Here is an 11,570-nt window from a genome sequence, read left to right as displayed (position 1 = left end):
GTGCCGGGTGCCGGGTCGCGACGGTCGGGGAGGTCGGGCGTGACGATCATCGATCTGGGTGAGCTGCGGGACGACGCCGGACCGGAACCACCGGGCCGGCTACCCCGGACGGTCGGCCGGCCGACCCGGGTCGCACTCGTCCTCGTCCTCACGCTGGTGGCGCTCGCCGGGTCCGCCCCGCCGGCGCGTCGGGAACCGTTCACCGTGCCGGCCCGGCCCGGTTCGGCCGCGTACCTCACCGCCGACCGGCTCTTCGTGACGGAGCCGGTGGACGCGCCGTCCGGCCGCCCCGGCCAGCTCTCCGCGTACGCCGTCCCGCCGGCCGGGAGCGGGCCGCTCACGCCGCTGTGGCGGGCTCCGCTGCCGTCCACCGGCGTCTTCGGCGGCCTCGCCGTCCGCGACGACCTCGTGCTCTTCGTCGGCGGGCCGTCGCAGGACGGGCCGTTCCGGACCCACGCCTTCGACCTGGCCACCGGCCGGTCGCGCTGGGAGCAGCAGGGCGCCGGCATCGAGGCCGGGGACGGCCTGCTCATCGAGAGCGAGGAGGGCGACGGGCCGGGCACCGTCCGCTCCGTCGACCTGGCCACCGGCCGGGTCCGCTGGACGCTGCCCGCACCGGAGGCGGCGACCACCTTCCGGTTCCGCCGGGACGGCGCCGACCGGATCGTGCTCACCCCGCCGACCGGGCCGGCCGAGGTCTGGGACGCCCGCACCGGCGTCCGGCTGCGCAGCGCCCGGATCAACCCCGGCGACCTGCCCGTCTACCAGCAGGCCCAGGCGGTCGGCGACCTGCTGCTGGTGGTCCGGGACAACGCCTCCCGGATCACCGCGTACGGGCTGGACGGGCTGGAGCGCCGCTGGGAGATCCGGTTGGGGCTGGTCGCCCTCCTCGCCGAGTGCGGGGCGGTGATCTGCGTGTACGGGCAGACCGGCGGCATGTGGGGGCTCGACCCGGCGACCGGGGCGGTCCGGTGGGCCGCCCCGCGCTGGCGGGTGGCGACGACCGAGCGGGGCGGGCGGCTGCTGGTCGGCGCGCTGGGGTCGGGCGCCGAGGAGACCTACGCGTTTGTCGAGACGGCGACCGGCCGGGTGATCAGCGAACTCGGCCCCTGGAAGCTGGCCGGCTGGTATCCGCCGGACGGCCGGCTGGTCGGGGTCCGCCCGACGGGCGACGACCGGCTGGTCGTCGCCGACCTGGACGTCGGCGCCGCCCGGGTCCGCGTCCTCGACGTGCTCTCCGGGGTGTCGGGCGAGTGCCAGGCCGGCGCGGACCTGCTGGTCTGCCGCCGCCTCGACGGCTCATACGGGGTCTGGCGGCTCGACAGGTGACCGTCATCGACCTGGGCGAGCTGGGGCACGGCACCGAGCCGGTCCCGGAGCCGCGCCGACCCCGGGCCCCCGGCCGACCGCTGCGGGTCGTCCTGGCCGGGCTGCTCGCCCTGCTGACCCCGGTGGCGGCGGCACCCCCGCCCGACCGCCCGGCCCTGCTGTTCGGCCGGGCCCAGCCCGAGCCGGGCTGGACCGTCACCGACGACCTGCTCGTCGTCGTGGAGAGCCCCGGCGGCGGGTCGCTGCCGACGCGGCAGTTGGTCGCCCTGGGGCTGCCCGACGGGCGGACCCGGTGGACCTGGTCGCTGCCGGCCGGCGAGCAGCTCGTCGGGCTGGACACGGTGGGCGGCGACGTCGTGGTCTCGGTCGAGCCGGGCGACGGCCCGGCCGCCGTGCTGCTGGACCCAACCGACGGCCGGGTGCGTTGGCGGCAGCCCGGCGCCGCGGTGCCGACCGGGGACGGCGGCCTGCTGCTGGAGACCGTCGACCCCGGCCAGGTGACCGTGAGAGGCGTCGACCCGGTGGCGGGAACGGTCCGCTGGACGGCCACCACCGGCCCGGGCACGGTCGGGTATCGCACGGCCGGGCGGGTCATCGAGGCCGTCGTCGTGGTGACCCGCTCCGGCCGGGTCGAGGTGCGGGACCCGCACACCGGCGTCGCGCGGACCACCTTCCGCGTGCCACCGGCCCGGGGCGAGTCGTACGAACTGGCGCAGGTCGCCGGTGACCTGCTGCTGATCGACGGCGACCCCGGCCGGATGACCGCGTACGACCTCGGCACGGGGGCCCGGCGCTGGCAGGTGCCGTTCGATCCGCGGTCGGCCCCGTTCGCCGACGCCTGCGGCGGAGCGCTCTGCCTGCGCAGCGAGACCGGGGCGCGGGTGCTGGACCCGGCCACCGGCCAGCTCCGCTGGGCGGACGAACGCTGGATGCCGCTGTTCCCGCTCGGCGACCGGCTGCTCGGCGTCCGGGCCGACGAGGCCGAGCGGCTCGCCCTGCTCGACCCGGCGACCGGCCGGGTCACCGCCGACCTGGGGCGGTGGCGTCTGGTCGGCGGGCCGTCGGCCGGCCCGCCGCAGCTCGTCAGCCGCCCGGTCGCCGGCGACCGGCAGCTCCTCGGTGGGCTGGGCGCCGACGGGGAGCTGCGGCTACGCGACCTGCTGCCGGAGCGCGGCGACATGTGCTTCGCGCGGGACCGCACCCTGGTCTGCTGGCGGCCGAGCGGCGAGCTCCGGGCGTGGCGGCTGAGCGGTTGACTCCGCGCTGGGCGCCCGGCGTACCCGCGCCACGGCGGCCAACCGTGACGGCGGGCGACGCCGGTTTGGCGGCCGGCGCTAGGTTGTCGGGCAGGTCGGCGAGGAGGTCGGGATGCGGGTGCTGGTGGTCGAGGACGAGCGGAACCTCGCCGACGCGATCGCGCGCGGGCTGCGCAAGCGTGGCATGGCGGTCGACGTGGCGTACGACGGCGACGCCGGCCACGAGGCCGCCTTCGTCACCCGGTACGACGTGGTGGTGCTCGACCGGGACCTGCCCGGGGTGCACGGCGACCAGATCTGCGCCGACCTGGCCGCCTCCGGCACGCTGACCCGGGTGCTGATGCTGACCGCCAGCGGCACCGTCGCCGACCGGGTGGAGGGGTTGGGGCTCGGCGCGGACGACTACCTGCCCAAGCCGTTCGCCTTCGACGAGCTGGTCGCCCGGGTGCAGGCGCTCGGCCGGCGGGCCACCCCGGCCGCCCCGCCGGTGCTGGCGGTCGCCGACCTGGTGCTGGACCCGGCCCGCCGGGTGGTCACCCGGGGCGGCGCCCCGGTCGACCTGACCAACAAGGAGTTCGGCGTGCTCTGCGAGCTGGTCAAGGCGCGCGGGGCGGTGGTCTCCAGCGAGGAGCTGCTGGAACGGGTCTGGGACGCCAACACCGACCCGTTCACCACCATCGTCCGGGTCACCGTGATGACCCTGCGCAAGAAGCTCGGTGACCCGTCGCTGATCGAGACGGTGGTCGGCGCCGGGTACCGGACGGTGGGGTGGTGACCCGCCGGCTGCGCCCCACCCTGCGGCTGCGGCTGACCCTGCTCAACGGGGTGCTGCTGGTCGGCGCCGGGGCGATCCTGGTGGCCCTGGCCTGGCTGCTGGTCCGCGACGCGCTGCGCCCCACCGACGAGCTGCGGCCGGGCACCACCGTGCTGCTGGCCGACGGGCGTTCGCTCGACGCCGCGGTGTGGCAGCACCAGGTGGTCGACGCGGCGTCGCAGGAGCTGCTGGTCAAGGGGCTGATCGCGCTGCTGGCGATCAGCGTGGTCGGGGTCGCCGGGGCGTACCTGGTGGCCGGCCGGACGCTGCGCCCGCTGCGCCAGGTCACCGCGACCGCGCAGCGGCTCGGCGAGGCCACCCTCGACCAGCGGATCGGCTGGTCCGGGACGGACGACGAGGTGGCCGAGCTGGCCCGCACCTTCGACGCGATGCTGGACCGGATCGCCGCCGCCTTCGAGGCGCAGAAGCGTTTCGTGGCCAACGCCTCGCACGAGCTGCGTACCCCGTTGGCGGTGATGCGGACCGAGATCGACGTGACGCTCAGCGACGACGAGGCGGACGCCGCCGAGTACCGCCGGATGGCCACCGTGGTCCGCGACGCCTCCGAACGGGCCAACGGGCTGGTGGACGCCCTGCTGGTGCTCGCCCGCAGCGAGGCCCAGACCGGTCGTCGGCTGGCCCGCCGCACCGAGTGCGACCTCGGCACCGGTACGGCCAACGCGCTCTCCGCGGTAGCCCGGGAGGTCGAGCGGATCGGGCTGCGGGTGCAGACGTCGCTCCGGCCGGCCCCGGTCGTCGGCGACCCGGGCCTGCTGGACCGGCTGGCCGGAAACCTGATCGAGAACGCGGTCCGCTACAACCACCTGCACGGCCGGATCTGGGTGTGGACCGGCACCGACGGCCGGGCCTCCTGGCTGGTGGTGGGGAACACCGGGTTCGAGGTGGACCAGGTCGACGTGCCGGGGCTGTTCGAGCCGTTCCGGCGGGGTGGGCGGGAGCGCACCGGGGCGCGCGGTTCCGGGTTGGGGCTCTCCATCGTCCGGGCGGTCTGCGACGCGCACGGCGGCACCGTGCAGGTGGTCGCCCGCAAGGGCGGCGGCCTGGAGGTGACCGTCAGCCTGCCGTCTGCCGACGCGGCGGTCGTGGCGCCCGCCGCCCGGCCGTAGCCCGCGCCGGGGACGCCGCCGGCCGGCTGCGTACGCTCCTCCGGTGCTCGCCGCCTTCGTACCCATCTGGGTGCTCACCGGGCTCGGCTGGCTGATCGGGCGACGCCGGCTGCTCGGGGCGGAGGCCGAACGGGTGCTCGGCGGCTTCGTCTTCCACCTGGCCATGCCGGCGGCGCTCTTCACCGCCCTGTCCCGCACCCGGCTGGAGGTGCACCCGACCGCCCTGGCCGCCTTCGCGGCGAGCACCGCCGCCACCATGGGCCTCGCCTTCGCCCTCGGCGCGGTGCTTCGCCGCCGGTCGACCGGCGAGGCGACGATCGGGGCGATGGCCGCCGGATACGTCAACTCGGCGAACCTCGGCATCCCGGTGGCGCTGCAGGTGCTCGGCGACGCCGCCTTCCTCACCGAGGTGCTGCTCTTCCAGGTGCTGGTGGTGACCCCGGTGATCCTCGTGCTGCTCGACCGCGGCGCCGGGCGGCGGTTGCGCCCCGGCCGGCTGCTGACCCTGCCGCTGCGCAACCCGGTGATCGCCGGCCCGGCCCTGGGCGCCCTCTGCTCCGGTCTGGGCTGGCGCCCGCCCGACGTGGTGACCGGCCCGCTGGCCCTGCTCGGGGCGGCGGCCGTGCCGACCGCGCTGGTCGTGCTCGGGCTCTCGCTGACCGGCGGTGGGCCCCGCCCCCGCGGAACCGGCGAGGTGGCCGTGCTCTCCGGGTTGAAGCTGCTGGCGCAGCCGCTGGCCGCCTGGTCGGTGGGGCTGCTCCTCGGCGTCGGGCCGGCGGACCTGCTGGCCCTCGTGGTCTGCGCCGCGCTGCCCACCGCCCAGAACACCTACATCTTTGCCCGGGAGTACGGCAGCGGCGAGGCGGTGGCCCGGGAGACGGTGATCGTGACCACCGCGCTGTCGATGGGCACCCTGGCGGTGATCGGCGCCCTGCTGGGCTGAAGGGGGTTGCCGGCCGGCCCGGCCGGTGACAAGATCCTTCCGTCAGCCCGAGCCGACGAGAGGGGGTGCGGTTGATGTCCGCCATGACCAGTCCCGCGCCCCGCACCGCCCGCCGCTGACACTCCACGCTCGCGGGGCGCGTCCATCCATCTCGGAGGAACACCGTGAGTGCACGGATCCACAACATCGGCATCGACTGCCGCGACACGTACGCCCTGGCCGGATTCTGGGCGCAGGTATTCGACTGCCCCCGGCAGCCGGACGACTTCCCCGGCGACCCGGAGGCGATGCTGCTGCCGCCGGGCGGGCCGGAGGTCCTCTTCCTGGCCGTGCCGGAGGACAAGGCGGTGAAGAACCGCCTGCACCTCGACATCGAGCCGACCGACCGGACCCGGGACGAGGAGGTCGAGCGCCTGCTCGGCATCGGCGCGGTCCAGGTCGCCGATCAGCGGCGGCCGGACGGGTCCGGTTGGGTGGTGCTCGCCGACCCGGAGGGCAACGAGTTCTGCGTGCTGCGCAGCGCCGCCGAACGCGCCGCCACGACGGCCGCACCCGCGGCCACGACGGACGCCGGCTGACGCGACAGGCCCCGTCCACCATGCGGTGGACGGGGCCCGGTGCACGCCGTACGGGTCAGGAACGCGTCTCGATCTGGCCTCGCATCGTGACGAACTCGGTCTTGGCCTCGGCGCCCGACTTGAAGAACATCACGATCATGCCGACGCTGCCCTTGTCGCTCCAGGCGCAGACGCCCAGCGGGACCCCCTCGGTCTTGCCGTCGCCGCACTTGGCGTCGCCGCCGAGCGGACCGGCGTCGACCGTCGCCATGTTGGTGACGGCCAGCTCGCCGGAGAGGCCGGTGACCGCCTCGTCCAGCTCCTTCTTCGGGTCGGCCATCAGGCCGGAGGCGGCGGCGATCATGACGAGGTCCTGCTTGGCCGGGTCGCCGTAGAAGGCGCCGGCCGCGCCGGTCTCGTTCTGCACGGAGGACTTCATCTCGGCGACCATCTGGTCGGAGAGCGCCTTCAGCTCCGGGTCGGAGATCTGCTTGCGGCCGGCCAGGGTCGTCGGCGCGGCGACCTTGGTGTTGGCGGCGTCGACGGTGTCCTTGACCTCGTCCTTGAAGGCGAAGAAGGCGATCGCGGCGCCACCCAGGCAGAGCACCAGCAGCACGGCGAGGGAGATCAGCACGATCTTGCCGACGTTGGACTTCTTCGGGGCGGGGGGACCGGCCGGGCCGCCGTACGGCTGGCCGGGCTGCGCCGGGACGGCGGGCTGCTGCGGCGGCGGGTACGAACCCTGCGGCGCGCCGTCGTCCGGCTGCGGGGAGTAGGGGTGGGCCGGCGGCTGGGACATCGGGTCAGCTCCAGGTGTCTGGGGGAGGGACGCGTGATCTTAGCCAGAACGGGGGCTGTCCCGCCGCCCCGCCCGCCCCGCGAGTGACGCATCCGTCCTGGTACGACGGTCGCGGCGGCCCGGGTCCACCCGGGAAACCCTCGACCGCCGCGACCGGTACGGATCAGGCCCGCTTCTCGATCTGGCGCCGGATGGTGACGAACTCGGCCTTCGCCTTGCTGGCGGAGGAGAAGTACATGACGATCATGCCGACGCTGCCGTGGTCGGCCCAGACGCAGACGCCGAGCGCGATGCCGGACGCCTTGCCGTCGCCGCACTTCGCCACGCCGCCCAGCGGGCCGGGGCTGACCGTCGTCATCTTCTTCACGGCCAGCGACGCGGAGAGCCCCTTGATCGCCTCGTCGAGCTCGTGCTCCGGCAGCAGGATCGGGCCGGAGGCGCCGGCCATCATGACCAGGTTCCGCTTGGCCGCGCTGCCGTAGAAGGCGCTCACCGCGCCGGTCTCGTTGCGGACGCTGGACTTCATGTCCCGGACCGCCTGGTCGGCGATCCGGCGCAGCTCCGGATCGGTGCTCTTCGCGCGTCCCGCCAGGGTCTTCGGCGTGACCAGCCGGACCCGGCCGAGGGCTTCCTCCTCCTCGGTCGGCTCGGCGCTCGCCGTCCCCGTATCGGGGGGCGTGGCGCCGCCGCTGGGCGCGGGTCCGCCGGTGGCCACCGGCGCCGGGTCCTCGGCGTCGGAGAGGGCGACCCACGCCAGACCGCCGCCGCCCAGGCAGAGCACCAGCAGCCCGGCCAGTCCCAGCGACAGGATCAGCGGCAGCCGGGACTTCTTCGGCTGCGGCGCCGGTGGGCCGAACGGCGGGCTCTGGAAGCCCGGATACGCCTGGGTGGCGTCCGGACCACCGGCCGGGAAGCCCTGCGGCGCGGGCGGGTAGCCGCCGTAGGTCGGCGCGGGCGGGTAGCCACCGGAGGTTGGGGCGGGGTACGGGTCGCCCTGCGGCGCGGGCGGGTAGCCGCCGTACGCCTGGGTGGGGTGGGGGTCGGCGGGGTGGCCGCCCTGCTGCGGCGGAGCCGGCCAGCCGCCGGCCCGCGGGGCCGGGGCGGTCGGGTACTGCGCGGTGGGCCAGTCACCGGCGGGCGGCGGTGCGGGGTGCCCGGCGCGCGGCTGCGGATGGGAGGCGTGGGGCGGGCCGTGTTCCGGCTGCGTGGACCAGGGATCGACCGGCGGTGAGGACATCAGATCAGCTCCAGGCGAAGGTGAGAACGGGTGATGGTAGCCAGCCGGCGCCTCGTTCCGCTGCCCCGTTCCCCACCCGTGGCCGGGGGCCGGAATGACGATCGCGGTGGCCGGGAGCGTCCGTGGTGGACGCCCCCGACCACCGCGACCGCGGGGGAAGCGGTGTGGATCAGCCGCGCAGGCTGGCCGCCCCGCGCGGCAGGAACCGCCGGCCGGCGACCCGCTCGGAGGTGCCGGTCCGGTCCAGGTACGGCGTGACGCCGCCCAGGTGGAACGGCCAGCCGGCGCCGAGGATCATGCACAGGTCGATGTCCTGCGCCTCGGCGACGACGCCCTCGTCGAGCATCAGCCGGATCTCCTGCGCCAGCGCGTCGAGCGCGTTCTGGCGTACCTGCTCGGCGGTGAGCGGCTGGTCGCCGACCACGAGCAGCTTGGCCACCTCGTCGTTGACCTGGTCGTCGACCACGATCGGCTGGCCGGACTCGGCGATCCGCTTGAGGTTCTCGCTGACCGCGAACCGGTCCGGGAACGTCGCGTGCAGGGTGCCGCCCACGTGGTACGCCACCGCCGGCCCGACCAGCTGGAGCAGGGCGAGCGGGCGCATCGGCAGGCCCAGCGGGTCCAGTGCGCTGTTCGCCACGTCCAGCGGGGTGCCCTGGTCCACGGCGGCGAAGACGGTGCCGAGGAAGCGGGTGAGCAACCGGTTGACGACGAACGCGGGGGCGTCCTTGACCAGCACCGAGGACTTCTTCAGCTGCTTGCCGACCGCGAACGCGGTGGCCAGCGTGGCGTCGTCGGTCCGCTCGCCCCGGACGATCTCCAGCAGCGGCAGCACGGCGACCGGGTTGAAGAAGTGGAAGCCGACCACCCGCTCCGGGTGCTCCAGCTCCGCGGCCATCGCGGTGATCGACAGCGAGGAGGTGTTCGTGGCGAGCACGGCCTCCGGCTTGACGATCTTCTCCAGCTCGGACCAGACCTGCTTCTTGACGTTCAGGTCCTCGAACACGGCCTCGATGACGAAGTCGGCGTCGGCGAAGACGCTCTTGTCGACCGAGCCGCTGACCAGGCCGTACAGCCTGGCGGCGGTGCCCTTGTCCATCCGGCCCTTGCTGACGGCCTTCTCGATCTGGGTGTGCACGTAGCCGACGCCCTTGTCCACCCGGGCCTGGTCCAGGTCGGTCATGACGACCGGCACCTGGAGGCGGCGGGCGAAGAGCAGGGCGAGCTGGCTGGCCATCAGGCCGGCGCCGACGATGCCCACCTTGGTGACCGGGCGGGCCAGGCCCTTGTCCGGCGCGCCGGCCGGCCGCTTGGCCCGCCGCTGCACCAGGTCGAAGGCGTACAGGCCGCTGCGCAGCTCCTCGGAGAAGACCAGGTCCGCGAGGGCCTCGTCCTCGGCGGCGGTGCCGGTGGCGAAGTCGGCGTCCTTCGCCGTCTCCAGCAGGTCCAGCGCCTTGTACGCGGCCGGCACCGCGCCGTGCAGCCGCTGGTCGAGGGTCTGCCGGGCGAAGTAGAGCACGCCCGCCCACATGTCCTTGTCGACCTCAGGCCGGGTCACGGTGACCTCGCCCCGGACCACGCCCGCGGCCCACTCCAGGGACCGCTCGAGGAAGTCGGCCGGCTCCAGCAGCACGTCCGCGATGCCCATCTCGGCGGCCTGCTTCGGCTTGAGCATCTTGTTCTGCATCAGCGGGTTCTGGATGATCACCTGGGTCGCCGCCGGGATGCCGATCAGGTGCGGCAGCAGCTGGGTGCCGCCCCAGCCGGGCACCAGGCCGAGGGAGACCTCGGGCAGCGCCAGCGCCGCCGCGCCGGCGGAGAGCGTCCGGTAGTGGCAGTGCAGGGCCAGCTCCAGGCCGCCGCCCATCGCCGCGCCGTTGACGAAGGCGAAGGTGGGGATCTGGCTGTCCTTGAGCCGGGCGAAGACCCGGTGGCCGAGGCGACCGATCTCCAGCGCCTGGTCGCGGTCGGCGAGCGCCGGCAGGCCGACGATGTCGGCGCCGACGCAGAAGATGTACGGCTTGCCGGTGACCGCGATGAACGCCGGGTTCGCCGCCAGCGCGGTGCTGATCGCCTCGTCCAGGCTGGTCAGGCCGGCCGGGCCGAAGGTGTTCGGCCTGGTGTGGTCGAAGCCGTTGTCCAGGGTGATCAGGGCGGCGGGACGGTCCAGCCCCGGCAGGTTCACCTGGCGCAGCAGCGCCTTGGTGACGACCTCGTTCGGTGCGGCGAGCGCGCTCACTTGTTGCCCTCCCAGTGCGGGTTCTCCCAGATCACGGTGCCGCCCATGCCGATGCCGATGCACATGGCGGTGAGGCCGTAGCGCACCTCGGGGTACTCGGCGAACTGCCGGGCGAGCTGGGTCATCAGCCGCACGCCCGAGGAGGCGAGCGGGTGACCGATGGCGATCGCGCCGCCCCACGGGTTGACCCGGGGGTCGTCGTCGGCGATGCCGAAGTGGTCGAGGAAGGCGAGCACCTGCACGGCGAACGCCTCGTTCAGCTCGAACAGGCCGATGTCGTCGATGGTCAGGCCGGCGATGCGCAGCGCCTTCTCGGTCGACGGGATCGGGCCGACGCCCATCACCTCGGGCTCGACGCCGACGAAGCCGTACGACACCAGCCGCATGGCGATCGGCAGGCCCAGCTCGCGGGCGGTCTCCTCGGCGGCGAGCAGGCTGGCGGTGGCGCCGTCGTTCAGGCCGGCCGCGTTGCCCGCGGTGACCTTGCCGTGCGGGCGGAACGGGGTCTTCAGGGTGCCGAGCTTCTCCAGCGAGGTTTCCCGGGGAGCCTCGTCGACCGTGGCCAGGCCCCAGCCGTTCTCCTCGTCGCGGATGGCTACCGGCACCAGGTCGTCCTGGAGCTTGCCGTTGGCGTACGCCTTGGCGGTCTTCTGCTGCGAGGCGAGCGCGAACGCGTCGGTGCGCTCCTTGGTGATGTGCGGGACCCGGTCGTGCAGGTTCTCCGCGGTGGCGCCCATGACCAGGGCGGACGGGTCGACCAGCTTCTCCGCGATGATCCGCGGGTTGGGGTCGACGCCCTCACCCATCGGGTGCCGGCCCATGTGCTCGACGCCGCCGGCGATGGCGATGTCGTACGCGCCCATGGCGATGCCGCCGGCGACGGCGGTGACGGCGGTCATCGCGCCGGCGCACATCCGGTCGATGGAGAAGCCGGGGACGGTCTTGGGCAGGCCGGCCAGCAGGGCGGCGGTGCGGCCGATGGTCAGGCCCTGGTCGCCGATCTGGGTGGTGGCGGCGATCGCCACCTCCTCGACCCGCTCAGGCGGCAGCTGCGGGTTACGGCGCAGCAGCTCGCGGATGCAGCGGATCACCAGGTCGTCGGCGCGGGTGTTGGCGTACATGCCACCCGCCTTGCCGAAGGGGGTACGGACGCCGTCGACGAAGACGACATCTCGAACTTCACGGGGCACTTGGAGCCTCCTAGCCGGCACTGGCATTTGCCTCGGATGCTACTCGCCAGTAACCAACGCCGACACCACCCCTCGTGTG

10 protein-coding genes are annotated in these 11,570 nt (G+C 74.5%); 6 read left to right on the top strand and 4 right to left on the bottom strand.

What is annotated here, in order from left to right:
• The first annotated feature begins 39 nt into the window (after window positions 1-39).
• The 6 genes from ACLQ2U_RS03765 (at window position 40) to ACLQ2U_RS03740 (ending at window position 6,047) form a co-directional block, all read left to right on the top strand.
• The gene (locus ACLQ2U_RS03765; protein ID WP_425749104.1) at window positions 40-1,329 is read left to right on the top strand and encodes a PQQ-binding-like beta-propeller repeat protein; all 1,290 of its coding nucleotides are present in this window, start codon (window positions 40-42) and stop codon (window positions 1,327-1,329) included.
• Complete coding sequence (locus ACLQ2U_RS03760; protein WP_425749103.1) at window positions 1,326-2,585, top strand: PQQ-binding-like beta-propeller repeat protein; 1,260 nt, start codon at window positions 1,326-1,328, stop codon at window positions 2,583-2,585. The genes ACLQ2U_RS03765 and ACLQ2U_RS03760 overlap by 4 nt, the downstream gene beginning before the upstream one ends.
• Before the next feature lie 112 nt (window positions 2,586-2,697).
• A complete protein-coding gene (locus ACLQ2U_RS03755; protein ID WP_425749102.1) occupies window positions 2,698-3,360 on the top strand; it encodes a response regulator transcription factor in 663 nt (220 codons plus the stop codon).
• Complete coding sequence (locus ACLQ2U_RS03750; protein ID WP_425749101.1) at window positions 3,354-4,526, top strand: sensor histidine kinase; 1,173 nt, start codon at window positions 3,354-3,356, stop codon at window positions 4,524-4,526. The genes ACLQ2U_RS03755 and ACLQ2U_RS03750 overlap by 7 nt, the downstream gene beginning before the upstream one ends.
• A gap of 43 nt (window positions 4,527-4,569) precedes the next feature.
• Window positions 4,570-5,469, top strand: a complete 900-nt coding sequence (locus ACLQ2U_RS03745; RefSeq protein WP_425749100.1) for an AEC family transporter — start codon at window positions 4,570-4,572, stop codon at window positions 5,467-5,469.
• Window positions 5,470-5,633: 164 nt separating this feature from the next.
• Window positions 5,634-6,047: a VOC family protein gene (locus ACLQ2U_RS03740; RefSeq protein WP_425749099.1), complete on the top strand. Its 414-nt coding sequence runs from the start codon at window positions 5,634-5,636 to the stop codon at window positions 6,045-6,047.
• 55 nt (window positions 6,048-6,102) lie between these two features.
• On the opposite strand, the gene ACLQ2U_RS03735 is transcribed toward ACLQ2U_RS03740, so the two are convergent.
• The 4 genes from ACLQ2U_RS03735 to ACLQ2U_RS03720 form a co-directional block, all read right to left on the bottom strand.
• Window positions 6,103-6,825, bottom strand: a complete 723-nt coding sequence (locus ACLQ2U_RS03735) for a hypothetical protein (RefSeq protein WP_425749098.1) — start codon at window positions 6,823-6,825, stop codon at window positions 6,103-6,105.
• Between the two features lie 163 nt (window positions 6,826-6,988).
• A complete protein-coding gene (locus tag ACLQ2U_RS03730; protein WP_425749097.1) occupies window positions 6,989-8,062 on the bottom strand; it encodes a hypothetical protein in 1,074 nt (357 codons plus the stop codon).
• Between the two features lie 169 nt (window positions 8,063-8,231).
• Window positions 8,232-10,301 (bottom strand): 3-hydroxyacyl-CoA dehydrogenase NAD-binding domain-containing protein, encoded by a 2,070-nt coding sequence (locus tag ACLQ2U_RS03725; RefSeq protein WP_425749096.1) that lies wholly within the window; start codon window positions 10,299-10,301, stop codon window positions 8,232-8,234.
• On the bottom strand, window positions 10,298-11,491 hold the full coding sequence (locus tag ACLQ2U_RS03720) for a thiolase family protein (protein ID WP_425749095.1): 1,194 nt from the start codon (window positions 11,489-11,491) through the stop codon (window positions 10,298-10,300). Before ACLQ2U_RS03720 ends, ACLQ2U_RS03725 begins: the two co-directional genes overlap by 4 nt.
• Window positions 11,492-11,570 lie beyond the last annotated feature (79 nt).

Origin of the sequence: Micromonospora sp. DT47 (genome assembly GCF_049844475.1) — a bacterium.
In the GTDB taxonomy this organism is placed as follows: domain Bacteria; phylum Actinomycetota; class Actinomycetes; order Mycobacteriales; family Micromonosporaceae; genus Micromonospora.
Note: the sequence above shows the minus strand (reverse complement) of the source record. Positions and strands in the feature narration are given on the sequence as shown.

What these genes read in the sequence shown, in the direction of transcription:
- ACLQ2U_RS03730 (WP_425749097.1), bottom strand. Translation starts at nt 8,062, where the DNA reads ATGTCCTCACCGCCGGTCGATCCCTGGTCCACGCAGCCGGAACACGGC.
- ACLQ2U_RS03735 (WP_425749098.1), bottom strand. Translation starts at nt 6,825, where the DNA reads ATGTCCCAGCCGCCGGCCCACCCCTACTCCCCGCAGCCGGACGACGGC.
- ACLQ2U_RS03755 (WP_425749102.1), top strand. Translation starts at nt 2,698, where the DNA reads ATGCGGGTGCTGGTGGTCGAGGACGAGCGGAACCTCGCCGACGCGATC.